Origin of the sequence: Pantoea phytostimulans (genome assembly GCF_046118715.1) — a bacterium.
In the GTDB taxonomy this organism is placed as follows: Bacteria; Pseudomonadota; Gammaproteobacteria; order Enterobacterales; family Enterobacteriaceae; genus Pantoea; species Pantoea phytostimulans.
Window position 1 is genome coordinate 1,123,582 of record NZ_CP173698.1, and the last position, 25,600, is coordinate 1,149,181.

Consider the following 25,600-nt stretch of genomic DNA (forward strand, 5'->3'; position numbering starts at 1 on the left):
ATGGATACCCTTCACTACATCATGCATAACTGGAATAGCCTGCTTAACCTCACCTGGCAACATACCTGGTTGGTGCTGGTTGCCGTTGGTTTTGCCATCGTCATCGGCGTACCGCTTGGCATTTTGATTGTGCGTTTTAAATGGCTCGCTACGCCGGTATTGGGCATCGCTACGGTGGTGCTCACCATTCCAACCATTGCGCTGTTTGGCCTGATGATTCCGCTGTTTTCCATGATTGGGCAAGGCATTGGCGCGTTACCGGCAATTACCGCAGTGTTTCTCTATTCTCTGCTGCCGATTGTGCGTAACACTCACACAGCGTTGGAAAACCTGCCGCCGGGCCTGCGTGAAGCAGGACGCGGTATCGGGATGACCTTTTGGCAACGTCTGCGTTGGGTGGAAATTCCTATGGCGCTGCCGGTGATTTTTGGCGGGATTCGTACCGCTGTGGTGATGAACGTGGGTGTGATGGCGATTGCCGCAGTTATTGGCGCAGGCGGTCTTGGCCTGTTGCTGCTGGATGGGATCAGCGGCAGTGATATTCGTATGTTGATTGCCGGGGCGCTGATGATTTGCCTGCTGGCCATTATTCTTGACTGGCTGCTTCATCGTTTGCAGCTGGCGCTGACTCCTAAGGGGATTCGATAATGATAAAACTGGAAAACCTGACGAAAACCTTTACGCAAAAGAACGGCACTACCATGAAAGCCGTGGATAACGTCAGTCTTGAAGTCCCTGCCGGGGAAATGTGTGTGCTGCTTGGCCCTTCAGGCTGCGGCAAAACCACCACCTTGAAAATGATCAACCGCCTTATTCCTGCCACCAGCGGGAAAATTTTGATTAATGGCGAAGATACCAGCACGCAGGACACCACAACGTTACGCCGTAACATTGGTTATGTGATTCAGCAAATTGGTCTGTTCCCCAACATGACCATTGAAGAAAACATCACGGTCGTACCGCGCATGCTGGGCTGGGACAAAAAACGTTGCCATGAGCGCGCAACTGAACTTATGAGCATGGTCGCGCTGGATCCAACCAAGTTCCTGCATCGCTATCCGCGTGAAATGTCGGGCGGACAGCAGCAGCGTATCGGCGTGATTCGTGCCTTGGCAGCGGATCCACCGGTGTTGCTGATGGATGAACCTTTTGGCGCTGTCGACCCCATCAACCGTGAAGTGATCCAAAACGAATTTCTTGATATGCAGCGCCAGTTGAAAAAAACCGTGATGCTGGTGAGTCATGATATTGATGAGGCGCTGAAACTGGGTGATCGAATAGCGGTGTTTGGTCAGGGCAAAATTGTGCAGTGCGCCAGCCCGGATGAACTGCTAGCAACACCGGCTAATGAGTTTGTGGGGTCGTTTGTGGGCCAAGACCGCACCTTGAAGCGCCTGCTGTTAGTGCAAGCAGGTGATGTTACCGATCAACAGCCGACGATTACCGTTAGACGCTCGACGCCGTTGTCAGAAGCCTTTGGCATGATGGATGACAATGACATGCGGTCTATTACGGTGGTCGATAATGATGGTAAACCTCTGGGCTTTGTGAAGCGTCGCGAGGCACGCAACGCCAGCGGAAACTGCGAAGACATCCTGAACACCTTTAAAGTGACCGGTAAAGCAGAAGAAAACCTGCGCGTGGTACTCTCTAAGCTTTACGAGCACAACACGGTGTGGATGCCTATCGTGGATGAGGAAGGACGTTATAGCGGAGAAATTTCGCAAGATTATATTGCGGATTACCTGAGCTCTGGACGAACGCGCCGCCGCTTGAATCCTTGATGTAAACGCAAAAACAAAAAAGGGCCATAACGGCCCTTTTTCTTACTGCTCTTTTACGGTTTCGCCTTCCGCTAACGGTAGTGTGCCCTGCTCAGTAGGCAAAATAATGTTAAGAAGAATAGCTAAAATACCGCCTGTGGTAACAGCATGTCCAAACAGGTTAGTGATCAGCACAGGGAACTGTTTCAGCACATCGGGTACCGCCTCAACGCCTAAGCCAATGCCAAAAGAGATGGCCACAATTAACATTTCGCGTCGGCCTAATGGCGTTTGCGTCATCACACGAATGCCTGCCGCGACCACGCTACCAAACATCACAATGGTTGCCCCGCCTAAAACCGGTGGCGGAATCTGCTGCAACAGCGACCCAATCGCCGGGAAGATCCCCAACAGCGCCAGCATCAAGCCTAAAACCATACCCACGTAACGACTCGCAACGCCGGTCATTTGGATCACGCCGTTGTTCTGCGCAAAAGTGGTATTGGGAAAGGCGGAGAAGATGGCAGCCAGCATGCAGCTAATGCCATCCGCCATAATGCCGCCCTCTAACCGCTGTTGAAACTGAGGACCCACAATTGGCTGCTGAGACAACATGCAGTTAGCAGTGAGATCGCCTACCGCTTCTATCACCGCGATCACAGAAACCAGCGCGATCGGCACAAAGAGGGTCCAGTCAAAATTAAAACCGAATTTGAAGAACGAAGGCATCACCAGCCAAGCGGTTTCAACGGCAGGCTTAAGTTGCAAGTGCCCCGTCAACGCAGCGGCGATACATCCCACAGTAATGCCCACCACCACAGCGACTAAGCGGGCCCAACGGTTACGCGAGCGATTCAATGCCACAATCACCAGCAAGGTTAATGCGCCTAATGCTAAGTTACCGGGCGCACCAAAATCCTGCGCGTTATGTCCTCCCGCCCAATCGGTAATGCTGACTTTTATCAGGCTAATACCGATCAACGTAATAACCGTGCCCGTGACCACGGGCGTTAGCACTTTACGCAATTGTTTGACGCAGCGACTTAACAGGATAGGAATGAAGGCTGCCACCATGTTGCAGCCAAACAGCATCGCCATAATCTCTTCCGGTGAGCCACCCCGCGCTTTCACCATCAATCCGCCAGAGAGAATCACGCCAAGGAAAGCGAAGCTGGTACCCTGTAGACAAATCATGCCTGCACCTATACCCGCAAAACGGCGCGCCTGAATAAACGTACCCAAGCCAGAGACCAGCAAAGACATACTGATCAGATAAGGGATATAGGCCTGAAGCCCTAATAGCGACCCAATGATCAACGGCGGCGTAATGATTCCGACCACGCTGGCCAAAACATGTTGTAGCGCGGCAAAAAAAGCGGGTACAGGCCCGATCCGGGCATCAAGCCCGTACAGCAAACCTTTCTCGTGCGATTGCGACATAATGGTGCTCCGGCAAATAGTTATTAGCTGTGCTATTTATCAAAGCTGCTAATGCATTTTTTGCGCCACACCGTCAGCTCACAGGCTGAAAATAAATCAGGTTATTGTTAAATATGAGAAATTATTCAGAAGAAACAGCACGACGCCCATGAAACTTTACGTTCACCGTGCTGCTTTTTGATGCCATTAGTTGCAGGGCTAGGCGCTGTTTGCACTTCTACTGTGCACGCCTGCCTCAGGTAATAATGATATGTCCAGGTAAGCGGTGAGATCGCGTTGCTCTGGGCGGGGCAAATAAGGAAGCTCGCCCACCAAAGGTGCGGCAATTTTGGCGCGGAGAACATCAATGATGTCCGCGTAGTGTGCCAGGCCAGGATTGATGCGATTTGCTACCCAGCCCAAAAGGGGTAAACCGTCACGGACAATGCTTTCTGCCGTTAACAGTGCATGGCTTATGCAACCCGATTGAATACCCACCACCATGACAACCGGCAGTTGCTGCTCGACTACCCAAGCAGAAAGCGGCCGTTCATCGTTCATCAGGCTACGCCAGCCGCCGGTTCCTTCAACAACAACCCGATCGACTTGCTGTTGCAAACTGTTTAAGCCGTTAGTGAGTTGAGCATAATCGATGCTGTTGTGTGGGTGGATGCAGATTTCCTCTTCCTCGAAAATCAGTGGATTGATCGCTTCATAAGGAAGCGCAAGAGAGGACGCGCTTTGCAGAATTAAAGCATCTTTATTTCTCAGGCCGTTCTGTGTAGACGCGGCACAGCGTGCAACAGGTTTATAACCCACTGCGCTCAGGTTCGCCTGCGTAAAACATTGCAACAGCGCGCGCGATACTACCGTTTTCCCAACAGCAGTATCGGTGCCGGTGACAAAGAGTGTTTTCACCCCATCCTCCTTCAGACTTGGTTTGTCCAGTCGACAATCAACATAAGTACGAAGAGGCATAGTAAGGAAAGGGTTCGCGACGCAACTTGCGTTAGCGCAAGGTTAAGTCAGGCTTAACCTTGCAATAGCTTCACCAGTAAATATCCACTGTAAAGCGCATCTTTGATTAAAGCGGCGGCACCTAATGTTCCGGGCTCTCGAAATTCGGTCGTAGCCAGATTAATTTCGGCACTGTAAGCGGGTAAGGCTTGCTGATGAATGGTGCTACTTACTGCGGGGAATAAGACTTCAGCAGCCTGATTAAGCGGTGAACCGATAAGAATTTGTTGCGGATTAAAGATGTTAACCATCATGGCTAACATGCGGCCAATGTGATGGCCGACACTGGCAATAGCATCACATGCCAGTCGATCACCCGCGATTGCGGCCGAGCAAAGCGATTCCAGCGTCAGCGGTTGCTGATGCAAAGTGCTGTCGAGTTGCGATGCTAATCGTTGTGTGACCAGCGCCAGCAAACTGCCGGTGCTGGCGACGGTTTCCAGGCAGCCATGATTGCCGCAATAGCACTGTTTACCGTATGGATCGATTTGAGTATGACCGATTTCGACTAACGCCCTGCCTCTTTTATGCAGTAGCTGACCACCGCTGATCACGCCTGCACCGACCGTTTCATCAATGACAATCTGAATGACATCCTGCGCGCCGTGTGAAGCACCGAACAGTGATTCTGCTAGAGTCCAGGCGGAGATATCATGCTGAATAAAAACCGGTAGTCCGGTACGGGCTGCAAGCACTTCACCGAGCGGCATATCCTGTACAGCATAGCCGGGTAAACGATGTACCACGCCAGATGCCGCATTGATCAGTCCGGGCAACGTGATCGCAATTGCCGTCAAACGCTCCAGTTTTTGCTGATGGCGAATGAAAAACGCATCCACCTCATTCACAAGTGAGGCCAGTAACGGCTGTTGAGTTTCTTCCGGTAACGGCAGGATCTCTTCAACCAGTGAACGGCTACTGAGATCGCGGAGGGTCATGGTCATCTCGCCATGATGCAGGCGGATCGCCAGATAGTGCCAGGCGACAGTATCCAGTATCAAGCCAATTGCAGGCCTTCCACGGCTTCCTGGCTCCTGAAATTCCGTTTCCTGCACCAAATGCGCTTCTAACATTTCACGCACAATTTTGGTAATACTGGCTGGCGCGAGCTGCGCCCGTTTGGAGAGTTCGATACGCGAAATGGGACCATAAAGATCAATTAATCGGTAAACGACGCCTGCATTAGTCTGCTTAATTTGGTCAATGTGGCCAGGTTGACTGTCCAGGTTCACACCCTGCTCCCGGTTATTTTCGCGCTTCTAAATAAACATGAGATATGGTGCGGCAGATTAGCCTTGAGCGTCAAATATTTGATTGGAAATGTGATTTGTCGCACACATTGCTGATGGGAAAGAGGGATTAACCCGCAAAGTCACGCCGCAATAGCTGCATCATTCGATCCATTTGCGCATTTATTTCGCGCTCCCCTGACCAGACCAACCACAATTCTGATAACGCATCGGGCTCTTCCAGCGGTAACCACACCACATCGGCTAATCGTGCGCGTCGAAACGAAGCGGGTAAAATCGACACGCCTAAGCCTGTGGCAACTAATCCTAAAATGGTCATGGCTTCGCCGACTTCCTGCGTGATATAGGGTTTGATTTGATAGCGATGCAGCAGCGCCAGGATTTCACTGTAAAGTGCGGTTCCCCCTTGAGGATCAAAAAAGACAAAAGGTTCAGACGCTAAAGCCTTGATGGAGATTTTGTCCGCATCCACCAAAGGATGGGCCCAATGCACCACAGCGTAAAGCGGTTCACTGAGTAGCAGTTGATGGCGGAGATCGCCCGGCAGTGGCGTATTACGCATGACACCTAAATCAAGCCGACCGTCATGTAGCGGGGCTAACTGCTGGCGCGTGTTGATTTCCTGCATCTGAATATGCACTTTCGGCCAACGCTGGCGAAACTGATACAACGCATTGGAAAGTACGCCCGTGAAAGGTGCCGAGGACGTAAAACCAATACGTAATTCCCCTTCCTCACCACGATGTAAGCGTGCTGCCCGTTCTGCCGCTTGTTCCACCTGCAATAAAATAGCGCGTGCATCTGACAACAACTGCTGCCCGGCGGCGGTGAGTTTTACGCTGCGGTTGGTGCGATTAAACAGTTGCGCGCCGGTTTCCGCCTCTAGCTGCATAATTTGCTGACTCAGCGGCGGTTGAGAAATATTCAGGCGCTGTGCGGCGCGACCAAAATGCAGCTCTTCGGCCACAGCGATAAAGTACCGGAGATGACGCAGCTCTATATTCATATGTAAAACATCTTATTTGAGATTATTAATATATTAGACAACCTAATCCAGCTTTTCTAGAGTTGACGAATCAGGAACAAAGGAGGTATTTCCGTGAGTCGCTCTTCTCAGGCGGTGATAATCGATGATGAATCACCCCGTTCACCCGCTCCCGTCTCGACGTCAGGATGGATAGAACGCGGAACGCCGCAATTCATGCGTGTGACTCTGGCGCTGTTTTCTGCCGGTTTAGCCACGTTTGCTCTACTTTACTGTGTTCAACCTATCTTGCCGGTTCTCTCCCAGCAATTTGGTGTTTCGCCCGCTGCAAGCAGTATCTCTCTGTCGATTTCAACCGGTTTAATGGCATTAGGTTTGCTGGTAACTGGCCCGCTGTCTGACGCCATTGGACGGAAACCAGTGATGGTAACCGCGTTGATGCTGGCTGCTATCTGTACGCTTATCTCTGCGACAATGACCAGCTGGCACGGCATATTATTGATGCGCGCTTTAATTGGTCTGTCGTTAAGCGGTGTTGCTGCGGTGGGAATGACCTATCTGAGTGAAGAGATCCACCCCCGCATGGTTGCTTTTTCAATGGGGTTATACATCAGCGGTAATTCGATTGGTGGCATGAGTGGCCGTCTGATCAGCGGCGTTTTAACAGACTTTTACTCATGGCGGATTGCGATTGCAGTGATTGGCTGCTTTGCACTGGCTTCTGCGGTGATGTTCTGGAAAATTTTGCCCGCTTCCCGCCATTTTCGTCCCGCCTCACTGCGACCACGCAGCCTGATCATTAACTTTCGCCTGCACTGGCGTGATCAAGGCTTGCCGCTGCTGTTTGCTGAAGGCTTCCTACTGATGGGTGCCTTTGTGACCCTGTTCAATTACATCGGCTATCGTTTACTGGGTGCGCCGTGGCATTTAAGTCAGGCAGTTGTCGGCTTATTGTCTGTGGTTTATCTGACAGGATCGTGGAGCTCTCCCAAAGCCGGAGCGCTGACCAGCAAACTGGGGCGTGGACCGGTGATGTTCGGCGCTACAGCAATTATGCTGACCGGGCTTCTTATTACTGCTTTCAGTTCTGTTTGGGTCATTTTGATTGGCATGATGTTATTCACGGCGGGCTTCTTCGCCGCACACTCTGTCGCCAGCGGCTGGATTGGCCCCCGCGCCCGCCGTGCCAAAGGTCAGGCCTCGTCACTCTATCTGTTTAGTTACTATTTGGGTTCCAGCGTTGCCGGAACCTTGGGCGGGCTTTTCTGGCATCGCTACGGCTGGACAGGCATTACCCTTTTCATCACCGTATTGCTGTTGCTTGCCTTACTCGTCGCCAGACGGTTGCAATGTCGAAAGCTGTAATTTAATTAATCTCTTACAAAGGGCGCGCAAGCGCCCTTTTTTGATCGCCAGACGATAAATCGTTAGGTTATCAGGGCCAAATGAAACAAAACGTATTTTCCTCGCTATAATCGATTCCATTCCAACGATAAATGTAATTTTTCATTTTTTAACAGCAATGAGGATGCCCTATGGCTCTTTACTATTACGTCAATAAACAATCAGGGTATAACGATAACCATGTGGTCCATGCTTCAGGGTGCAAATACTTGCCGTCCCAGGCGGGACGACTTTTTCTGGGCAGTTTTTACGCCCCAACAGCCGCTATTCAGCAAGCACGCAAATATTATCCCAATGCATTAGGATGCGATAACTGCTGTCCCGTCACGCTAAAAAAAAAGCTGAACATCCAGAATAGCGTGGGACTAAAGCACATGGTCTGTCTCTGATAGTAGCCTGCCCTTCACGGCAGGCTAATATCGCTGCTGCTGTGTCAATTTGTTAAGCATTTACATCCGTTTCCGCTATGTTAGGCTTCTTGATTCTCTTTGTTCGGATTTAACATGCGGGAAAAATTTGCGGCGTCACAGATTGCCTTACACTGGCTTACCTTCTTTCTCATTGTTATTGCTTATAGCACTATCGAACTTCGCGGCTTTGCCCAGCGTGGTTCGTGGCAAGGTTATACGCTAATTGTTACGCATTTTAGTGCCGGCGCGACGGTACTGGTTATCATGCTTTCCCGGTTATTTCTGCGCATACGCCATCGCAGCCCGGCGATTTTGCCACCCGCGCCGCGCTGGCAAACAGGACTGGCGCATCTCACTCACACCTTAATTTATGCCCTGTTCATCTCGCTGCCGATTTTAGGGCTCGCTTCGCGTTATCTTCGTGGTCGCGACTGGTGGTTATTTGGCCTGTCGATGCCGGTTGCCAGTGAACCCAACGTCGATTTATCCGATACGTTGATTGACTGGCATGAAACGCTGGCACCGTTGGGTTATTGGCTGGTAGGGCTGCATGTTGTTGCGGCACTGTTTCATCACTATCTTTTGAAAGACAACACGCTGATGCGCATGATGCCGGGTCAACGGCGCGGTAGATAACCTCAGGCTATCGCCTTCACTGGGGGCGATAAAAAATATTCAATAATAAAAGCGGATTTCAAGGTTTCGTAATCCGCATTCTTCATCCACAATAGTCGCTAAATTGTGACGCAAGTCACTTTCACTGGATGCTCAACGTCATCCAATTTCGCTGTTCTGACTAATTGACTCCTCATGCAATCAATAACTGTTTCCCGTAAAACGGCCTGGCTACGCGTGGTGCTGCTGGCAATCGCTGCGTTTGTTTTTAACACCACCGAATTTGTGCCTGTTGGCCTGTTGTCTGATATTGCCGCCGACTTTTCGATGAAAACCGCTGATGTTGGCATCATGCTGACCATCTATGCGTGGGTCGTCGCGCTGCTTTCATTGCCGTTGATGCTGCTAACGCGCAACGTTGAAAGGCGCATGCTGCTGGCGGTGCTGTTTGTCATCTTTATCGTGAGTCATGTGCTGACAACTTTCGCCTGGGACTTTACCTCGCTGATTGTTTCTCGTATCGGCATTGCGTTGTCACACGCGGTTTTTTGGTCGATCACCGCCTCACTGGCGATCCGCGTTGCACCTGCGGGCAAGAAAACACAGGCGCTGAGCATGTTAGCGACCGGAACTGCTTTGGCGATGGTATTAGGCGTGCCGATTGGACGCGTCGTTGGGCAATACCTTGGCTGGCGCACAACGTTTGGCATCATTGGCCTTACCGCGTTGGTGTTGATGATCATGCTGGCTCGCATTTTGCCGCGCCTGCCAAGCGAACACACCGGTTCTCTCAGCAGCGTGCCAATGCTGTTTCGCCGCCCGGCGTTAGTCAGTATGTATGTGCTGGTTACTTTAGTTGTGACGGCGCATTACACCGCTTACAGCTACATCGAGCCTTTTATGCAGGTGGTGGCGAACTCTGGTGAGAATTTTACCACGCTGCTGCTGCTGCTGTTTGGATCGGCGGGTATTCTCGGCAGCATCCTGTTTAGCTCACTGGGTAATAAATTTCCGTCTGCGCTGTTAATTTCGGCGGTAGCACTGATTACGCTGTGCATGGGATTACTGATTTTTGCTGCGGTTCGTCCTGCAGCTATCTCGACATTGTGCGTAATTTGGGGCATGTCGATGATGATGATTGGTCTGGCAATGCAGGTACGGGTGCTTTCGCTGGCGCCTGATGCGACGGACGTCGCCATGTCATTAATGTCCGGCATCTATAATATTGGCATTGGTGCCGGTGCACTGTTAGGCAACCAGGTTAGCCTGCATATGCGAATGGCTGATGTAGGGAATGTCGGCGGGATAATTGGTCTGGTTGCGCTGCTCTGGTGTGTCTATATCTTCCGCCGTTATCCGCAGTTACGTTCAAACGGCTAAAAAAAGGCTTCAGATAAGTTTCCTTATCTGAAGCCTGCTTAGTGACTTATTTATCACTGTTTATTTATAAAGAACGGCTGTGCCATGCAGGTTGTTGTTGCCAGAGGTCGAAGTGATGCGGAAAGACTTTGCCCCCACATCGCTGGCCTTCTCGGAGAGCTGTTGCTCAAGCGAAGTGAGATTAGTGCTGCCGGTGGCGCTAATCACACCCACTTGCTGTTGATCTAATGGCGTATGACTCACTTCCTGCGCAGCTAGCGAGGCAAACGAGACGCTGCCTAGCGCGATTGCCATCAAGGCAATATGTAGCTTTTTCATAACGAACCCCTTCTCAATTCTTCAATTACTGATAAATCACAGCAGTGCCGTGCAATTTGTTCTGACCGGTTGTTGAGATAATGCGGAATGATTTGGCACCCGCTGCGTCTGCTTTCGCATTCAATTGCGCTTCAACCGAGTCAAGGCTGCTACCGGCCTGGACAGAAATGGTACCGACCTGCTGTTGGTTCAGTGGATCGCTGGAAACTTGTTCTGCAGCAAAAGCACCAAAAGTCAGAGTAGAAAGTGCAACCGCTGCCAGAGTGAATTTGATGTTGTTCATAATATTTTCTCGCTTACGAATGAGGTTTAAAAATCGTTGTCGCCATTTAATTAACGACCGTTAAATAAATGATAGACCTGTTACTCGGTTGTCGTCAATATTTATTTAATGAGCGTTATTTTAATCGCGAAGTGGCGTGATTATGGGCTTTAGCATGGATTTTCACTTAACCATTGGGGCGGATAGTTTGCGGTAAGGCACAAATTGGCAACGCGTTTACAGCCCGTTGACAGAGCACCTTGCTAATTAAGTTAATGATCGGTAATTTATTAGAGTGTTTCTAAAGTAGTGAGGTTGTATGAGCCAGGTACAAGATTGCGATGTGAAGAAATGTCGGGGCCGCCCAAAAGTGTTTGATCGTGAGGCTGCGCTGGATAAAGCACTGACACTTTTCTGGACGCATGGTTACGAAGGAACATCGCTGGCCGATTTGGTCGCCGCCACTGGCGCTAAAGCACCTACACTCTATGCAGAGTTTGTTAATAAAGAAGGTTTGTTTAGAGCGGCTATGGCGCGCTATACAGAAAAGTTCTGTGCTTATCGTGAAGCGGCACTTGATGATGATCATCTTGCGGTAGATAAAGCCATTGAAGGCTATTTCCGCGCGACAGCCGCCTGCTTCACTGACCGGAATTCACCTTCTGGCTGCTTCTTTATCTGCACGTCGACGGCGTTGTCCGCATCATCCAGCGAAATTGCTAATATGCTGAAGCAGCAAAATCAGGCGCAGGAAGCGACGTTGAGTCGTTTTTTAGTGGCGCGTCAGCAGCGCGGCGAACTCAACCAAAAAGTAAACATTGAGTCATTATCGCGTTATCTCGCCTGTATGCTGCAAGGGATGTCTGTGCGGGCACGTGAAGGGGCTTTAAGAAAAGATCTCGACAGTATTATTGATACGCTGATGGCAATGTGGCCAACGTTAACCGGTTTGTGTCAGGGTCAGCACTAAATAAAGGGGGCGCATTATCCGCCCCCTTTTATTCGCAAAATTACTGCCAAACGCTATTCCAGAAAAAACACTGGCTTCAAGGCCTGGCTTTTAGGGCTATTATCGGGATTCGATGGCATCAAATCTTTCATTGAAGCCCACCAGCGCTGACAAACGTCTGTTTGTGCCACCGCATTCCACTGCTCTTCCGACTCAATCTCTACGCTTGCAAACAGTAAATTACGATCGGCATCCAGCCAGATGGCATAATTGTGTGCGCCGTGCGCTTTGAGCGTTTCGGACAGCTCTGGCCAGATAGGTGAATGGCGACGCTCATACTCTGCATGGCAATCTGCGTTCACCTGCATAACAAACGCTCTACGCAGCATTGGCAGGTCCTACATCCAGCGCTGGCTGCCACGGTTTCACGCCGAAGCGTTCACCCAAAGCAATCAACTGCTCAGTGGTAATGCTTTGACGTATACCGCCCATCGAAAGCACTTTCACAATCACTTCTGACGATTTTTCTGCGGTGTCGATTAAGCCAAAAGCTTCATCCAGCGTTGGTCCTGTGCCAAAAATCCCGTGGAAAGGCCACATCACCAGCGTATGCGACTGCATCTGTTCGGCGGTAGCGGCGCCAATGCCGTCGGTGCCCGGTACCATCCATGGCAGAATGCCCACACCATCCGGGAAGACCACCAGACACTCGGTACTGCCTTCCCATAACAAACGGGTAAAGCGAGCAGAATCGAGTTCAACCACATAGCTCAGCGCCATAAAGTTGGTGGCATGACAATGCATAATGACGCGATCTACACCGTTACTGACCTCTTTACGCACACAATGCGACTGGAAGTGCGAGGCCAGTTCTGAGGTTGGCAATCCGCCATTCGACAAGCCCCAATGAATTTTGTATGACAAGCCTTTATCATCTACCTGCAGCAATACCAGACAATCTGCTGGATCGAGCTGTACATTGCGGAAAAACTTACCGGAGCCGGTGACCAGGAACCAACAATTTGCCAGCGCTGGCGCAGGTTGCGTCAGTTCGATGCAGCGCGGCTCAGCATAGAAATCCGCAGCAAAAGGCTTCACCTCCTCTTCCAGCAAACGCAGGCTAACGTTGCCGCCGTTGCGCTCATCCCAGCCTTTCAACCACATGTCGCTCGTGGCTTTAACCATTCCTTTAACAAACCAGGAAGAAAGAATGCTTTGCATAGTGAAATCCTTAACGTTGATTCAAAATTTGCTGTTCGTAATGACGGACATCGCTTAACCAGCTGGCATCAGCCGGGACGTCGTGACGCAGGCACCAGGCTTCCCACACCGCCTGCCAGGGCAGTGATTTTTGTTCTTCCAGCAGCGCCAGGCGCGCGGTGTAATCACCTTCCGCTTCCACCTTACGCAAGCGGTCGGTGGGTTCCAGCAAGGCGCGCAGCAGCGCTTTTTTCGCGTTACGCGTACCGATGACCCACGCGGCGATGCGGTTAATGGATGCGTCGAAGAAATCGAGACCGATATGTACTTTATCGAACAGCTGGTGACGTACGATTTCACTGGCAATGGCTTGCGTTTCGTCGTCAAGCAGCACCACATGATCGCTGTCCCAACGCACCGGGCGGCTGACATGCAGTAACAGGCGTGGTACGTACAACATGGCGGCAGAAATTTTGTCAGAGATCACTTCGGTTGGGTGGAAATGTCCGGCATCCAGCGTTAATGCGGTTTGACGGCTGCTGGCGTATCCCAGGAAGAATTCATTTGACCCGACGGTGTAACTTTCGGCACCTATACCGAACAACTTACTTTCGACCGCATCAATATGATGTTCTGGATTGAGCTTCTCAGCGATAATTTCATCCAGCGCGCTCATCAGGCGTTGACGCGGAGCCAGGCGATCAACGGTGATATCTTTCATGCCATCTGGCACCCAGATATTCATGACGGAAGGCGTACCGAGTTGCTCGCCAAAGTAAGCAGAAATACGGCGGCTGGCTTTGCAATGATCAATCCAGAACTGGCGAATATTTTTATCGGTGTGAGACAGCGTGAAGCCGTCTGCGCTTAAAGGATGTGAGAAGCAGCTTGGGTTGAAGTCCAAGCCCAGTTTATTTTTCTTAGCCCAGTCTACCCAGTTAGCGAAATGTTTCGGTTCAATAGCATCGCGATCAACCGGCGTGTCGCTTTCCAGATAAATAGCATGCAGATTCAGGCGTTTAGGCCCAGGAATCAATGACAACGCTTTCTCAAGATCGGCGCGCAGCTCTTCTGCTGTACGTGCACGACCGGGATAATTTCCCGTTGCCTGAATCCCACCCGTTAAGGTGCCTTGCGGGTTTTCAAATCCACGAACATCATCTCCCTGCCAGCAGTGCATTGAAACAGGCACGCTGTCCAGTCGCTTAATGGCTTCTTCTACATCAACACCAATTTCAGCGAAACGTTGTTTAGCCAGTTCAAAGGCTTGTTCAATTAGCTTAGTCATAAGCGAGTTCCTTAGCAGGTTGGCTCAGCGCGGTGAAGCGTGCCTGGCTGGCACCAAAAGCGCTGTTAGTTTGCGGTTCAAATTTTTTGAGTGGGAAGTTCTTCGCTACGCAGCGACGGAAATCCGCCACGTCGGTCAGTTCGCCGAGCGCGATCAGCTGGCATCCGACGTTGCCGAGCGTTGAGGCTTCAATTGGCCCCGCCAGCACCGAGATTTCACAGGCATCGGCACAAAGTTGATTAAGAAAATGGTTTTGGCAGCCACCGCCGACCACGTGTAACTGGCTGAAATTTTGTCCACGCAGCGTCGCCAGCTCACCCATCACTTCACGATAAAGCAGCGCCAGGCTGTCAAAGATGCAGCGGGCTAAAGCAGCAGCAGATTGCGGAACAGGCATACCTTGTTCAGCGCAGGCATTTTGAATTTCACCAACCATGCTGTCGGGATTGATGAAGCGCGCATGGTTAGGGTTAATCAGCGAGCGGCAGGCGGGTTCGTGTGTTGTTTCGGCGATCAGTTGGCACAAATCTTCAATATTCAGTTCGCTGCAAATTCGCTGTAGTAGCCATAAGCCCATGATATTTTTCAGCACCCGATACCCTTCTGCGCCACCTTCATTCGTAATATTGGCGCGCATCGCAGCTTCTGAAGCGTAAGGTTGTAAGCTTTCAAACCCCATCAATGACCATGTGCCTGAACTGAGGTAAGCGGAATCATCCTGCATCAACGGCGTGGCTAAAACTGCGCTGGCGGTATCATGGGTGGCAACGGCGATCACCGGAATGGGTTGGCCGGTTGCGCTTTTCCAAAAGCCGATGGTGTTGCCTGGCGCCTGGGGCTTGCCAAACCATTTAGCCTCAACGCCTGCCCATGCCAGCAAATCGGCATCCCATTCGCCGCTTTCGATATTCAGCATTTGGGTCGTCGTGGCGTTGGTATATTCCCAGTTCATGTTGCCAGTCAGGCGATAATGCAGGTAATCAGGAATCATCAGGGCATGTGCTACGTCAGCTTGCCAGTCGGGTTGCGACTCATGCAGCGCACGCATTTGATACAGCGTATTAAAAGGCAGGAACTGAATACCGGTGCGTGCGTAGATGGCACTTTTGCCCACTTCTCGCAGGGCACGCTCCATCACGCCGTGAGTACGTGCATCACGATAGCTAACCGCTTCGCCAACGCGCTCACCCTGGGCATTCAGCAGCACCATGTCTACACCCCACGTATCAATACCGATGCTATCGGGTACGATACCTTCCTGATCTAACTGGGCCAGACCAGCACGAATCTCCTGTTCGAGCTGATCGACATCCCAACAGTCATAGCCGGCGCGGCGTTGACGTTGATTGGCGAAGCGTTTGACTTCACGCAGATTGAGATGGCGGGTCGCTGCATCCCAGTGGGCAAGCATCACTCGTCCGCTGGATGCGCCTAAATCTATGGCAACGATATTTCGCTTACTCATGGCGTGTTCTTCCTGTGATTTGATGTTCACAGAGTAGAAACCTTGCCCTTTCTGCACCTTCCGCATACTGCCAGTGGCGCATTAGCGCTGGCAGACTTGCAAAGATGTTCGTGAGGGAGATCACAGAGGTGGCATGCGAGGGGATGTGACATTCGCCGCAATTCTGTTATCTACTGCGGCTTTCTTAAATAAACAGCATAATTCCTGCTGAGTTAAGGTAAAAATTCAAGGTAGAGTTTGGGTGTCCTCTTTAGACTCGGTTACGTTTTTGTTAACGATAATAAGAGGCGACCATGACCATTTTACACAGTGCCGATTTTTTCCCTGAAGGTGATTACGCGATAGCGATTGAACCTCGCGTGCCGCAACAGGCTTTTCCAGAGCATCATCATGATTTCCACGAAATTGTGCTGGTTGAACAGGGATCGGGAATTCATGTCTTTAATGGTCAGCCACAAACGTTATGTGCAGGATGCGTCTGCTTTATCCGCGATCACGATCGCCACTTATATGAGCAAACGGAAAACCTTTGCCTGACGAATGTGCTTTACCGCAGCCCCAGCGCGTTTCGTTTTCTCTCTGGCCTGCAAGCGCTGCTGCCCTGCGACCAGGATGGTCAATATTCATCACATTGGCGCATCAATCATAAAGTGATGGCGCAGGCGTTGAACGTGGTGGCACAAATGCGCCAGGATCAGGCCTGGTCACTGGAAAAACAAGCGCGTCAGGAGCAACTGTTCTTGCAGCTGCTGGTGTTATTGCGTGAAGCCTGCCGTGACGAAAATGCACAGGATCAGGAGGCGCGTTTACACCGTTTACTGGACTGGTTGAACGATCATTACAGTGATGAAATTATATGGGATGAGATAGCGGATCGTTTTTCGCTCTCGCTGCGTACGCTACATCGGCAAATGAAGCAGCAAACAGGCAGTACGCCGCAGCGTTATCTCAACCGGCTGCGCTTGTTGCAAGCGCGTCACTTGCTGCGTCACAGTGATATGCGCATTACGGATATCGCCTTTCAATGTGGTTTTGGTGACAGCAATCACTTCTCTACTTTGTTCAGGCGTGAATTTGGCTGTGCTCCACGGGCGGAGCGCCAGCAGATGTTATAGAGGAGCCAGCCATGACGTTGTTACTCAGCCGAGAGGATTATTTTCCTGCCCCTAACCTCCCAGTTGCGGTGGCAGAACGTATGCCTCAACCCTCATTTCCCCCTCATCGGCATGAGTTCAGCGAAATTGTCATTGTTTGGCGAGGCAATGGCTTGCATGTCTTGAATGATCGACCTTGGTTAGTCACCTGCGGCGACGTTTTCTATATCCGAGATAATGATTGCCACAGCTATGACAGCGTCAACGATTTAGTGCTGGATAACATTCTCTATTGTCGCGATCGCTTTGGTTTGGGACTGGACTGGCAGCAACTCATCCCTTCACAAGGTCACGATGCGCCAGGATGCTGGCGCTTAACCACGCGCGGCATGGCGCTGGCGCGCGGCGTGATCAGTCAGCTTGAACGGGAAAGCCGCAAAACCGATCCTCTCTCCATTCAACTTTCAGAAGCACTTTTCCTTCAGTTAGCCATCATCTTGCGTCGTCACGGCTATGCCGCTGATCGGCCTTGGGCTTTGCCTGAAGGTGAACAACTCGATTTGTTGATGTCAGCACTGCAAGGTGCCGTTGCCAGGCCCTTTGACCTTGCCGTGTTTTGTCAGCAAAACCAACTCAATGAGCGATCGCTAAAACAGCTGTTTCGTCAGCAAACCGGGATGACCGTTGGCCATTACCTGCGCCAACTGCAACTGTGTCAGGCAAAGTATTTATTGCGTACACAAGACTGTTTAATCGGAGAAGTGGCCGCGCGCTGCGGCTTTGATGACAGTAACTATTTTTCTGTGGTATTCACGCGAGATACTGGATTAACCCCCAGCGCCTGGCGCCAGCGTTTTCTTTCGCCTCGTCACACGCTTAAAATTCCTGATACTGAAAAACAATAAAGCGAGCCGGTTAAGGCTCGCTGTAATGCATCTGGATATAAGATCTACACCGCCATGCCTAAGCCAACGATATTGGCAGCGATGATAATGACCACGCAGCCAATCGACAGTACGCTAACCGGACGGCGCCCCGCTGACTTCCATTCTTTCAGCAGAAGGCCAACCAAGCCACCACACAGCACATACAAGCTCATGTGTAGCATCCAGCTTACATAGTCATACTGCGGTGGGATTTTGGCGTGGCCCCATGCATAGAAGAAAAATTGCAGATACCACATGGTGCCACCCAATACGGCAAAGGCTGCGTTGGCGAGCAGCAGTGGCTTAGCCACAGAAAAATCTTTGCGTATCGACAACTCGGGTTTGGTCATCAAGCGGAAGAAACAGAAACCAAGGTTAACCAAGGCGCCCCCTCCCATGATGACCACATAGCTTGGTAAAGCGACATACAGGGGATCAATGCCTAATTGCCCTGCCGCCTCATGCATAGGTTTGGCTGCGTCCATGGCGAAGGACATGCCAGCAGAAAAAATCCCGCACATCACAGCCAGTACTAAGCCCTTCTTCAGGTTGAACTCTTCGGCATTGATTCCCAGTGCGCGTTCTTTAAGTAAACCCGCACGCGAAACAATCGCTACGCCGATCAGGGCTACAAACACACCTAACAGCGTTAACAGCCCGCCAGTTGAAGCAAAGAGCTCGCCAAAACGGCCCTGAATCAGGGGCGTCATAAGCGTACCGACGACCAGCGTGATGCCAATGGCGATACCAATCCCCATCGACATGCCAAGGTAACGCATCGTTAACCCGTAGTTGATGTTTCCTATGCCCCACATCGCACCAAACAGAAACACCGGCATCAACTGTGAAAGAGTAAAACTACTGTAATACGCCCAGAAATTTGGCAGTAATACGGCGCTGACTGCCCAAGGCAAAATCAGCCAGGACATGATGCCGCCAACTGACCACATGGTTTCCCATGACCATCTTTTCACCTGTTTAAATGGCGCGTAGAAACACGCGGCACTGGCAGCTCCGACAAAATGCCAGAAGATACCTGCAATAATGGCACTGTTCATTGTTATTCCTTCGTAAGGTTGAGGCCTACAGAAATCCGAAGATTCCCGCTTAGCACGCAGTCTACGTTTTGCAGGAATTCATCAGCCTTTGAATGGCTGCCGAAGGCGAAGGCGTAGTGGCAATATTTAACCGTTATTCCCGTCAGAGATCACAAAATCACATTTGTCGGAAAGTCGGACACTCAACCTGTTAAGTCGCTTATTATTATGATTTTTTTACTGAATTGCTGTGTGGCGCAGCACATTTTCGTGTTGATTGCCGCCCTATCAGCAAAATTGGCAAAGAGACAAAGAACGCTTTTCATTGCCCAGCCAAGGCCGTATAAACAGGGAAAATCCATCGATATCAGGGATTGTGATGACAACGAAGTGGTTAACGCTGTTTCTCTCACGCGCCGTCAGCCGCGTGATGCTGGATGATATTCGCGCGATTTTGCCTGCCGAAGCGGTAAAAATATTTATCAATGGACTTGATGAATCGCATTACGCGACGGTGGAATGTATTCAAATTGAGGAAAACTGCGCGCTGGTGGCTTCAGCCATTGTGGTCTGGCGTCAGTTAGGGCATGTGCATCACATTACTTATCAGAAGGGTGACGTTTTACGTCAGGTGGATGACGAGACGCAGTTCCAGCTCTTCACCCTGCTGAAAACCCATCGCGCAGTGTTGCAGTTAGCGTGATAAAATCGTTTTTTTCACTGAATAGCAGGAAAATAATGAGAATTGGTATTTTGTTTCCCATCGCCATTATCGTGGCAGGCGTCGGCTTTCTCGCCTGGTTCATCGGCAGCGGTCTGGCAATGCCCGGTTCCTGATCTTTTAGCGCAGCTGGCTGTCTTTGCTGCCGCGACGATTAAACAGTCCTGCGCCCTTCTGCTGTTTATCCATTTTTTCCTGGCAGGCTACGCAATAGCGCACACCTTTCAGCGCCTTACGTCGCGCTTCAGGAATGGGCTCGCCGCAAGCTTCGCACTCTGTGGCACTTTCACCCTGACCTAGCGACTGACGGACACGGCTAATCTCGTCATTCACTGTGCTGTCGATCTGTTCTTGCACTGCGCCGTCAGACGCCCAACCATTTGCCATGATCTCGCCCTCGTTTAAACCACCCTATCCAACCTGCTTTACGCTGCAGATGCGTTGACTCACCTCGTTCGTCCCCGTCACCTGACGGCGTAATCACATGAGAAAGCACAAGCTTGTTGCCTTCCTGGCGCGCGAATCATTTAAGGTATAACACCTTTATTTTACAACAAACTCGCAGATTTGCTGTGAAGGTCACGTCAACCTGCGATTGACTGCCATGTCTGATTCTCCGCTGGCAACCAGAAAAAGGTGCTACACCTTGATCTGTTTCAGGCTGCACTTATTACATCCTTTAGCTTACATAAATGTAACGTACCGATAGCGGAGAGCACTTCGAATGACAACTCATCTTCAACATTATATTAATGGCGAATTTGTCACCCACCAGAACGATAAATGGATTGAAGTTATCAACCCTTCAACCGAAGCATTGCTGTCACGTATTCCTGAAGGCAGTGCTGCCGACGCCAGCCGTGCTATCAGCGCAGCAGAAGCCGCGCAGCCAGGCTGGGAAGCGTTGCCCGCTGTTGAGCGTGGTATTTGGTTACGCAAAATTGCGGCCGCTATTCGCAAGCGAGAGCCTGAACTGACGGCAACCATTGTGGCCGAAGGCGGTAAAACGCAAGGACTCGCACAGACTGAAGTGTTGTTTACCGCCGATTATCTTGAATATATGGCGGAATGGGCGCGCCGCTATGAAGGCGAAATCATTAACAGCGATCGTCCCAATGAGAATATTTTCCTGTTCAAAAAGGCGATTGGCGTCACCACCGGTAATTTACCGTGGAACTTTCCCTTCTTTTTGATTGCGCGCAAAGCCGCACCGGCGTTGATTACCGGCAACACCATCGTCATTAAACCCAGCGAAGTGACCCCAAACAATGCCGGTATTTTTGCTGAAATTCTGCAAGAGATCGGATTACCCAACGGCGTGATCAACTTTGTGTACGGTTATGGCCCAGAAGTGGGACAGGAACTGGCTGCAAACCCGAAAGTGGGCCTGGTCAGCCTGACTGGCAGCGTCGGTGCTGGCATCGCCACCATGGAAGCAGCAGCCAAAAACGTCACTAAAGTGTCGCTGGAGTTGGGCGGTAAAGCGCCCGCCATCGTGATGGATGATGCTGACCTGGATATCGCCGTAAAAGCGATTGTTAGCTCACGCGTCATCAATACCGGACAAGTCTGTAACTGTGTGGAACGTGTTTATGTGCAGGAAGGCATCTACGATCGCTTTTTGACAGCCATTACAGCCGCCTTTAAAGAGGTTAAATTCGGCAATCCAGCCGAAAAAGCGGATATCGATATGGGGCCACTGATCACTTCCGCTGCATTGGCTCGCGTTGAGCAGAAAGTGGCTAATGCGCTGGCAGATGGCGGCAACCTGGTGCTGGGTGGCAAACGTGCTGGCGATAAAGGGTTTTTCTTTGAGCCAACCATTATCACTAACGTGCGCCAGGATATGGAGATCATGCGTGACGAGATCTTTGGCCCGGTATTACCTGTCATGACGTTCAAAACGCTGGATGAAGCCATTGCACTGGCGAATGATTGCGAATATGGCTTAACTTCCTCGATTTTCACGCAAAACATCAATACGACGATGAACGCGCTGCGTAAGCTGAAGTTTGGTGAAACCTACGTTAACCGTGAGAATTTTGAAGCGATGCAGGGTTTCCATGCGGGCTGGCGGAAATCAGGCGTCGGCGGAGCCGATGGGAAACATGGACTGGAAGAGTATCTGCAGACCCATGTCGCCTATCTGCAATTCACCTAATTCTCCATCATAGTTATTGGCGCAGAGACGTTGGCGGCGCTTGTTCACCCTGGTCGCCTGCTTGAATAAGCACTTGGGCGCACTGCGGCTCACATTGTTTCATATATCAAGCCGGGCCGCTCTTTTCAGCGGCCCGATCTCTTTATGCCATGCGCTTGCCGCTACGCAATAAGGCCAAACCACTCAATAACGCGACGGCCATCAAGTAATAGCTTGGTGCCAGGCTGCTGCCGGTACTGCTGATTAACATGCTGCAAATCAGCGGTGCAAAACCTCCAAAAACCGTTACCGCCACGTTGTAGCTGATCGCCATGCCGCTGGCTCGGGTGGTGAGCGGGAAAATATCCGCCATCACCGACGGCACGGTCGAAAAATAGATCGATTTCAGCAGCGCCATCCAACCGACCAACAGAATGAGCGTAGTTGGCGTGGTGTGATTCACCATCCCTTTGAATGCCGGATAGATGGTGATGATCAGCAGCAGCAGCGATCCCCACATCAAGGGTAAACGTCCAATTTTCTCCGCCCACAACCCCATCACCGGCGTGACCACCGTCAGGATAATGCCTGCCACCAGCGTGGCACTAAACGCTACCGATCCCGGTAAATGCAGCGTTTTCGTGGCGTAGGTTGGAATGTAGTTCAGCATGTAATTGACGGCGGTTGAAATCACCATTAAGCCAATCGCCAGCGTAATCAGCGACTTCTGCTTGCCAAACAGCGCTTTCAGCGGCGCTGCATGCTTCTCCTGTTGAACGAAGCTGGCAGGTTCATGAATGTTGCGGCGAATATACCAGCCCAGTGGACCAATCAGCAGGCCAAAAGCAAAGGGAATTCGCCAGCCCCAATCCTGGATCTGCGCCTCTGTCAGTAGCTGCGTTAATCCCAGGCCAAACGCCGACGCCATTAAGGTACTCGCGCCCTGCGTGGCGAACTGCCAACTGGCGATGAAAGCTTTGCGTTCCGGGAAGTGTTCAACCAAAAATGCCGTTGAGCTGCCAAATTCGCCACCAGCAGAGAATCCCTGAATCAGACGCGCCATTAAAATCAGCAGCGGCGCAGCCAGGCCGAGGGTGGCATAGCTCGGCATAAAGGTAATCATCGCGCCGCCCAGCATCATCAAATTGATGGAGAGCAAAAGGGCTTTCTTGCGCCCATGACGATCGGCGTAGTTGCCTAGCACAATGGCACCCAACGGACGAATCAAAAACGAGACACCAAAGCTGCCAAAAGTCAGGAGCATGGACACTGAAGGATCGCTGGTAGGGAAAAAGTTGTGTGCAATATAGCTGGCGAAGAAACCATAAACCGCAATATCAAACCACTCCAGCGCATTACCGATACAGGTCGCAAACAGCGTTTTATGCAGGCTCGGTTTTGCTAATGGCATTTCTTGGGCCAGACTGCTCATTTTACACCGCCCTGATAAGCACGATGGCGAGCTATCAGCTGTTCGCCCTCTTCACCTAACTGCCAAAACAGGCGTGTCATGATCTGCAAACCTTCACGCGCTATTGACTTCAGCATATGTTCATTCACGCCATGCTGACCGCAGGCGGGATAGGAATGCGGAACCCATAATGTGGGTAAACCGAGAATATCGGAAAAAACTTCATTCGGCAGCGAGCCCCCCAGATTGGGCAGTAACGCGGGTTTTTTGCCGCTGCTAATAGCCAGACTTTCCAGCGCCCAAGCCACCAGCGGATTGAGAGGATCAAGACGGGTAGCCGGTGAACCTCGCATAAACTCAACATCGACATTATCAAAACCGTGCTGACGCAAATGCGCTTCAACGTGCTGCACCAGATTCTGCCAGTCTGTTCCCACAACAAAACGCAGCTGACAAACCGCCGTGGCCTTACCAGGAATTGCATTCATCGGACGCGCTAAATTGCCGGTTTCATACGCCAGCACTTCCAGCGTATTCCAGCCATACAATCGTTCCGTCGGAGATAACCCTGGCTCGCCCCAGTGGGCTGCCAGTTCAGGATCGCCCGGCATACCGCCCACTTCAACGTCGCTGAGAATTTCACGTACCGCCTCGGTGAGAGAATCGGGTTTCAGCGCCTCAACCTGTAACACGCCCTGAGCATTGACCAGAGAGGCGATAGCATTGGCGAGTTGCGTGCCGGGATTGCTAAGCAGACCGCCCCAGTTGCCGGAATGGTAAGCGTTGTCGCGAGCGTTAATCGTCAGGCGGAAGTTTACCGCGCCGCGTGAACCAAGAAACAACGTGGGGCGGACTGCATTGAGGCGCGGGCCGTCAGAGGCGATAAACAGGTCGGCGCGCAGTAATTCTTGCTGCTGCTGACAAATTTCTGCCAGCCCAGGCGAGCTGATCTCTTCACCCATCTCAAACAGGATTTTACAGTTGAAGCCCAGTTTGCCGCCGCGCGCAGAAAACACCTGCTCCAGCGCGGCCAGGTTGACGCAGTGCTGGCCTTTATTATCTGCGCTGCCGCGTCCATACCAGCGATCGCCCTCTTCTTTGAGCTGCCAAGGCGACAAACCTTCCCGCCAGTTTTCATCATCACCAAACACCACATCGCCATGCCCATAACAGAGCAGCGTTGGCAGAGCAGCATCTTCAATGCGTGTAGCAATCAGGAAAGGTCGATTAGCCGCTTGTGGATTGTCAAAGAAGTGCAGAGTAAATCCCAACGCCGTCAGTTGAGGCGCAATTTCATCGCGCAGGTAATGATCTAATTCCTGGTCACGATCCTGACGCTGACTCTCTGTTACGCAGGCGATGCGGCGTGCTAAAAGCTGTTGAAATTCGCCACTATCGAAATAACGCATCGCCTGTTCTACGACCTGCTGTACGCTCTGTTGCTGTGTCATGTTTGCCCTGCATTTTTTGTCTTAATAATGAACCTATAATTGTCAAAAAATTAGCATTGCCACAATCATCAATTTATCGAGTAAGCTTTGCTTTTAAGACAAAGCTTATTTGCCCGATTAAGAGGCATGCCCCTTTTTAAGGCACCTGAACACGAAGGTTACGCAATGCTCAGTAGTGAAATACGCTATTTTCTCGCCGTGGTTAACCAGGGTTCCTTGAGCGCCGCCAGTGAACAGCTGTTCGTCGCGGTGTCGGCAATCAGCCGACAGATTCAACGGCTGGAGGCGCAGGTTGGCGTACCGCTGTTTGAACGCCACGCTCGCGGCATGGTGCTGAATGAAGCGGGTGAAATCTTTGCGCATCACGTACGGAAAAGTCAGCTGGATATGGAATATGCACTGGCTGAAATTAAAGGACTGAAAGCGGTGCGCCGCACGCAAATAAGGATCGCTTGTACCGATGGAATGGCATTCAGCCTGTTGCCGGGACTGCTAGCGGAATTCAGGCTGGCTAATCCCAGCGTGCTGTTTGCTATGAAAGTCACGCATTCACAGGGCGTGGCGGAAGCGGTGCGAGCCGGAGAATGTGATGTCGCGCTGCAATTTAGTCTGCATCCTGAGCGGGGCGTTGAGGTGTTGGGTTCGTGGCCTGCCCCGGTTTTGCTGGCGATGCAAACCACACATCCGCTGGCAAAACGGCAGGTCACGCTGGCTGATTTAAGTCACTATCCGCTGGCGCTACCGGGGCAAAACACCACTGTGCGCCAACTGTTTGATCTCTCTTGTCAGATGAACGGCAGCGTGGTTGAACCGGTGCTGACCTGCGATTATTTTTCTACCCTCTACAACTTCTTGCTCCATACGCCGCAGGCGGTGACGATTTGCAGCGCCTTTACACTGTTGTTTAGGCAAGAAAAGCCGCAGCTGGTGTTGCGTTCAATGGGTGTTGATCAACTTAGCCAGCGCACGCTGCAGCTGCAAACCGTATCGGGTCGACAGCGCAGCGCGGCATTGAATCTGTTCCTGACGTTCCTACAGCAACGTTTAACGGAGATGGATGCACAACTGCGGCAGGCGAGTTAACTGGCCTGCCGC

At 51.3% G+C, this 25,600-nt stretch carries 27 protein-coding genes; 13 read left to right on the forward strand and 14 right to left on the reverse strand.

Annotated elements, in window-relative coordinates:
• Positions 1–648, forward strand: a complete 648-nt coding sequence (osmW, locus tag ACF2G4_RS05335; RefSeq protein WP_215846791.1) for an osmoprotectant ABC transporter permease OsmW — start codon at positions 1–3, stop codon at positions 646–648.
• Entirely contained in the window at positions 648–1,784 is a 1,137-nt protein-coding gene (gene osmV / locus ACF2G4_RS05340) for an osmoprotectant ABC transporter ATP-binding protein OsmV (protein WP_243077909.1), read from the forward strand. Before osmW ends, osmV begins: the two co-directional genes overlap by 1 nt.
• Before the next feature lie 42 nt (positions 1,785–1,826).
• On the opposite strand, the gene ACF2G4_RS05345 is transcribed toward osmV, so the two are convergent.
• From ACF2G4_RS05345 to ACF2G4_RS05360, 4 genes are all read right to left on the reverse strand, one after another.
• The gene (locus ACF2G4_RS05345) at positions 1,827–3,203 is read right to left on the reverse strand and encodes a nucleobase:cation symporter-2 family protein (RefSeq protein ID WP_243077908.1); all 1,377 of its coding nucleotides are present in this window, start codon (positions 3,201–3,203) and stop codon (positions 1,827–1,829) included.
• A 198-nt stretch (positions 3,204–3,401) separates the two neighbouring features.
• The gene (gene bioD, locus ACF2G4_RS05350) at positions 3,402–4,100 is read right to left on the reverse strand and encodes a dethiobiotin synthase (RefSeq protein ID WP_409075653.1); all 699 of its coding nucleotides are present in this window, start codon (positions 4,098–4,100) and stop codon (positions 3,402–3,404) included.
• A gap of 113 nt (positions 4,101–4,213) precedes the next feature.
• Complete coding sequence (locus ACF2G4_RS05355) at positions 4,214–5,431, reverse strand: ROK family protein (RefSeq protein WP_409075654.1); 1,218 nt, start codon at positions 5,429–5,431, stop codon at positions 4,214–4,216.
• Positions 5,432–5,558: 127 nt separating this feature from the next.
• Positions 5,559–6,455 (reverse strand): LysR family transcriptional regulator, encoded by an 897-nt coding sequence (locus tag ACF2G4_RS05360; RefSeq protein WP_332628047.1) that lies wholly within the window; start codon positions 6,453–6,455, stop codon positions 5,559–5,561.
• Between the two features lie 93 nt (positions 6,456–6,548).
• Between ACF2G4_RS05360 and ACF2G4_RS05365 the strand changes: the two genes are divergently transcribed.
• The 4 genes from ACF2G4_RS05365 (at position 6,549) to ACF2G4_RS05380 (ending at position 10,243) form a co-directional block, all read left to right on the forward strand.
• A complete protein-coding gene (locus ACF2G4_RS05365) occupies positions 6,549–7,799 on the forward strand; it encodes an MFS transporter (RefSeq protein ID WP_409075655.1) in 1,251 nt (416 codons plus the stop codon).
• Between the two features lie 170 nt (positions 7,800–7,969).
• On the forward strand, positions 7,970–8,227 hold the full coding sequence (locus tag ACF2G4_RS05370; protein ID WP_332628051.1) for a hypothetical protein: 258 nt from the start codon (positions 7,970–7,972) through the stop codon (positions 8,225–8,227).
• 114 nt (positions 8,228–8,341) lie between these two features.
• Positions 8,342–8,884 (forward strand): cytochrome b561, encoded by a 543-nt coding sequence (gene cybB, locus ACF2G4_RS05375; protein WP_215846787.1) that lies wholly within the window; start codon positions 8,342–8,344, stop codon positions 8,882–8,884.
• Positions 8,885–9,058: 174 nt separating this feature from the next.
• Positions 9,059–10,243, forward strand: coding sequence for a sugar transporter (locus ACF2G4_RS05380; protein ID WP_215846786.1), 1,185 nt, complete (start codon positions 9,059–9,061; stop codon positions 10,241–10,243).
• Between the two features lie 60 nt (positions 10,244–10,303).
• On the opposite strand, the gene bhsA (ACF2G4_RS05385) is transcribed toward ACF2G4_RS05380, so the two are convergent.
• Both bhsA (ACF2G4_RS05385) and bhsA (ACF2G4_RS05390) read right to left on the reverse strand, forming a co-directional pair.
• Positions 10,304–10,561: a multiple stress resistance protein BhsA gene (gene bhsA, locus ACF2G4_RS05385; RefSeq protein WP_409075656.1), complete on the reverse strand. Its 258-nt coding sequence runs from the start codon at positions 10,559–10,561 to the stop codon at positions 10,304–10,306.
• A gap of 25 nt (positions 10,562–10,586) precedes the next feature.
• The gene (bhsA, locus tag ACF2G4_RS05390; RefSeq protein WP_215846784.1) at positions 10,587–10,844 is read right to left on the reverse strand and encodes a multiple stress resistance protein BhsA; all 258 of its coding nucleotides are present in this window, start codon (positions 10,842–10,844) and stop codon (positions 10,587–10,589) included.
• Positions 10,845–11,142: 298 nt separating this feature from the next.
• Here bhsA (ACF2G4_RS05390) and ACF2G4_RS05395 point away from each other — a divergent pair, with 298 nt between their 5' ends.
• A complete protein-coding gene (locus ACF2G4_RS05395; RefSeq protein ID WP_215846783.1) occupies positions 11,143–11,793 on the forward strand; it encodes a TetR/AcrR family transcriptional regulator in 651 nt (216 codons plus the stop codon).
• Positions 11,794–11,846: 53 nt separating this feature from the next.
• On the opposite strand, the gene rhaM is transcribed toward ACF2G4_RS05395, so the two are convergent.
• The 4 genes from rhaM to rhaB are packed head-to-tail and all read right to left on the reverse strand — an operon-like array spanning position 11,847 to position 15,725.
• A complete protein-coding gene (gene rhaM, locus ACF2G4_RS05400) occupies positions 11,847–12,161 on the reverse strand; it encodes an L-rhamnose mutarotase (protein WP_215846782.1) in 315 nt (104 codons plus the stop codon).
• The gene (rhaD, locus tag ACF2G4_RS05405) at positions 12,151–12,993 is read right to left on the reverse strand and encodes a rhamnulose-1-phosphate aldolase (protein ID WP_215846781.1); all 843 of its coding nucleotides are present in this window, start codon (positions 12,991–12,993) and stop codon (positions 12,151–12,153) included. The genes rhaM and rhaD overlap by 11 nt, the downstream gene beginning before the upstream one ends.
• Before the next feature lie 10 nt (positions 12,994–13,003).
• Entirely contained in the window at positions 13,004–14,260 is a 1,257-nt protein-coding gene (locus tag ACF2G4_RS05410; protein WP_409075657.1) for an L-rhamnose isomerase, read from the reverse strand.
• On the reverse strand, positions 14,253–15,725 hold the full coding sequence (rhaB, locus tag ACF2G4_RS05415) for a rhamnulokinase (RefSeq protein ID WP_409075658.1): 1,473 nt from the start codon (positions 15,723–15,725) through the stop codon (positions 14,253–14,255). The genes ACF2G4_RS05410 and rhaB overlap by 8 nt, the downstream gene beginning before the upstream one ends.
• A 293-nt stretch (positions 15,726–16,018) precedes the next feature.
• Here rhaB and rhaS point away from each other — a divergent pair, with 293 nt between their 5' ends.
• Complete coding sequence (rhaS, locus tag ACF2G4_RS05420) at positions 16,019–16,840, forward strand: HTH-type transcriptional activator RhaS (RefSeq protein ID WP_215846779.1); 822 nt, start codon at positions 16,019–16,021, stop codon at positions 16,838–16,840.
• An 11-nt stretch (positions 16,841–16,851) separates the two neighbouring features.
• Complete coding sequence (rhaR, locus tag ACF2G4_RS05425) at positions 16,852–17,724, forward strand: HTH-type transcriptional activator RhaR (protein WP_243077899.1); 873 nt, start codon at positions 16,852–16,854, stop codon at positions 17,722–17,724.
• Between the two features lie 44 nt (positions 17,725–17,768).
• Here the strand turns inward: rhaR and rhaT are convergent, their stop codons facing one another.
• The gene (gene rhaT, locus ACF2G4_RS05430; protein ID WP_243077898.1) at positions 17,769–18,803 is read right to left on the reverse strand and encodes an L-rhamnose/proton symporter RhaT; all 1,035 of its coding nucleotides are present in this window, start codon (positions 18,801–18,803) and stop codon (positions 17,769–17,771) included.
• Positions 18,804–19,161: 358 nt separating this feature from the next.
• Between rhaT and ACF2G4_RS05435 the strand changes: the two genes are divergently transcribed.
• A complete protein-coding gene (locus ACF2G4_RS05435; protein WP_215846778.1) occupies positions 19,162–19,485 on the forward strand; it encodes a hypothetical protein in 324 nt (107 codons plus the stop codon).
• Between the two features lie 35 nt (positions 19,486–19,520).
• A complete protein-coding gene (locus ACF2G4_RS05440) occupies positions 19,521–19,619 on the forward strand; it encodes a YoaK family small membrane protein (RefSeq protein ID WP_008925225.1) in 99 nt (32 codons plus the stop codon).
• Positions 19,620–19,623: 4 nt separating this feature from the next.
• On the opposite strand, the gene ACF2G4_RS05445 is transcribed toward ACF2G4_RS05440, so the two are convergent.
• A complete protein-coding gene (locus tag ACF2G4_RS05445; protein WP_215846777.1) occupies positions 19,624–19,890 on the reverse strand; it encodes a DksA/TraR family C4-type zinc finger protein in 267 nt (88 codons plus the stop codon).
• Positions 19,891–20,227: 337 nt separating this feature from the next.
• Between ACF2G4_RS05445 and aldA the strand changes: the two genes are divergently transcribed.
• Positions 20,228–21,664, forward strand: a complete 1,437-nt coding sequence (gene aldA, locus ACF2G4_RS05450) for an aldehyde dehydrogenase (protein ID WP_409075659.1) — start codon at positions 20,228–20,230, stop codon at positions 21,662–21,664.
• A 142-nt stretch (positions 21,665–21,806) separates the two neighbouring features.
• On the opposite strand, the gene ACF2G4_RS05455 is transcribed toward aldA, so the two are convergent.
• Together ACF2G4_RS05455 and ACF2G4_RS05460 are read right to left on the reverse strand one after the other, a co-directional pair.
• Entirely contained in the window at positions 21,807–23,075 is a 1,269-nt protein-coding gene (locus tag ACF2G4_RS05455) for an MFS transporter (protein ID WP_243077896.1), read from the reverse strand.
• The gene (locus ACF2G4_RS05460) at positions 23,072–24,505 is read right to left on the reverse strand and encodes a M20 family metallopeptidase (protein WP_409075660.1); all 1,434 of its coding nucleotides are present in this window, start codon (positions 24,503–24,505) and stop codon (positions 23,072–23,074) included. Before ACF2G4_RS05460 ends, ACF2G4_RS05455 begins: the two co-directional genes overlap by 4 nt.
• 165 nt (positions 24,506–24,670) lie before the next feature.
• On the opposite strand from ACF2G4_RS05460, the gene ACF2G4_RS05465 reads away from it, so the two are divergent.
• On the forward strand, positions 24,671–25,588 hold the full coding sequence (locus ACF2G4_RS05465) for a LysR family transcriptional regulator (RefSeq protein WP_409075661.1): 918 nt from the start codon (positions 24,671–24,673) through the stop codon (positions 25,586–25,588).
• The last annotated feature ends 12 nt before the right edge of the window (positions 25,589–25,600 follow it).

What these genes read in the sequence shown, in the direction of transcription:
- osmW (WP_215846791.1), top strand. Translation starts at nt 1, where the DNA reads ATGGATACCCTTCACTACATCATGCATAACTGGAATAGCCTGCTTAAC.
- osmV (WP_243077909.1), top strand. Translation starts at nt 648, where the DNA reads ATGATAAAACTGGAAAACCTGACGAAAACCTTTACGCAAAAGAACGGC.
- ACF2G4_RS05345 (WP_243077908.1), bottom strand. Translation starts at nt 3,203, where the DNA reads ATGTCGCAATCGCACGAGAAAGGTTTGCTGTACGGGCTTGATGCCCGG.
- ACF2G4_RS05360 (WP_332628047.1), bottom strand. Translation starts at nt 6,455, where the DNA reads ATGAATATAGAGCTGCGTCATCTCCGGTACTTTATCGCTGTGGCCGAA.
- ACF2G4_RS05370 (WP_332628051.1), top strand. Translation starts at nt 7,970, where the DNA reads ATGGCTCTTTACTATTACGTCAATAAACAATCAGGGTATAACGATAAC.
- cybB (WP_215846787.1), top strand. Translation starts at nt 8,342, where the DNA reads ATGCGGGAAAAATTTGCGGCGTCACAGATTGCCTTACACTGGCTTACC.
- ACF2G4_RS05380 (WP_215846786.1), top strand. Translation starts at nt 9,059, where the DNA reads ATGCAATCAATAACTGTTTCCCGTAAAACGGCCTGGCTACGCGTGGTG.
- bhsA (WP_409075656.1), bottom strand. Translation starts at nt 10,561, where the DNA reads ATGAAAAAGCTACATATTGCCTTGATGGCAATCGCGCTAGGCAGCGTC.
- bhsA (WP_215846784.1), bottom strand. Translation starts at nt 10,844, where the DNA reads ATGAACAACATCAAATTCACTCTGGCAGCGGTTGCACTTTCTACTCTG.
- ACF2G4_RS05395 (WP_215846783.1), top strand. Translation starts at nt 11,143, where the DNA reads ATGAGCCAGGTACAAGATTGCGATGTGAAGAAATGTCGGGGCCGCCCA.
- rhaM (WP_215846782.1), bottom strand. Translation starts at nt 12,161, where the DNA reads ATGCTGCGTAGAGCGTTTGTTATGCAGGTGAACGCAGATTGCCATGCA.
- rhaD (WP_215846781.1), bottom strand. Translation starts at nt 12,993, where the DNA reads ATGCAAAGCATTCTTTCTTCCTGGTTTGTTAAAGGAATGGTTAAAGCC.
- ACF2G4_RS05410 (WP_409075657.1), bottom strand. Translation starts at nt 14,260, where the DNA reads ATGACTAAGCTAATTGAACAAGCCTTTGAACTGGCTAAACAACGTTTC.
- rhaB (WP_409075658.1), bottom strand. Translation starts at nt 15,725, where the DNA reads ATGAGTAAGCGAAATATCGTTGCCATAGATTTAGGCGCATCCAGCGGA.
- rhaS (WP_215846779.1), top strand. Translation starts at nt 16,019, where the DNA reads ATGACCATTTTACACAGTGCCGATTTTTTCCCTGAAGGTGATTACGCG.
- rhaR (WP_243077899.1), top strand. Translation starts at nt 16,852, where the DNA reads ATGACGTTGTTACTCAGCCGAGAGGATTATTTTCCTGCCCCTAACCTC.
- rhaT (WP_243077898.1), bottom strand. Translation starts at nt 18,803, where the DNA reads ATGAACAGTGCCATTATTGCAGGTATCTTCTGGCATTTTGTCGGAGCT.
- ACF2G4_RS05435 (WP_215846778.1), top strand. Translation starts at nt 19,162, where the DNA reads ATGACAACGAAGTGGTTAACGCTGTTTCTCTCACGCGCCGTCAGCCGC.
- ACF2G4_RS05440 (WP_008925225.1), top strand. Translation starts at nt 19,521, where the DNA reads ATGAGAATTGGTATTTTGTTTCCCATCGCCATTATCGTGGCAGGCGTC.
- ACF2G4_RS05445 (WP_215846777.1), bottom strand. Translation starts at nt 19,890, where the DNA reads ATGGCAAATGGTTGGGCGTCTGACGGCGCAGTGCAAGAACAGATCGAC.
- aldA (WP_409075659.1), top strand. Translation starts at nt 20,228, where the DNA reads ATGACAACTCATCTTCAACATTATATTAATGGCGAATTTGTCACCCAC.
- ACF2G4_RS05455 (WP_243077896.1), bottom strand. Translation starts at nt 23,075, where the DNA reads ATGAGCAGTCTGGCCCAAGAAATGCCATTAGCAAAACCGAGCCTGCAT.
- ACF2G4_RS05460 (WP_409075660.1), bottom strand. Translation starts at nt 24,505, where the DNA reads ATGACACAGCAACAGAGCGTACAGCAGGTCGTAGAACAGGCGATGCGT.
- ACF2G4_RS05465 (WP_409075661.1), top strand. Translation starts at nt 24,671, where the DNA reads ATGCTCAGTAGTGAAATACGCTATTTTCTCGCCGTGGTTAACCAGGGT.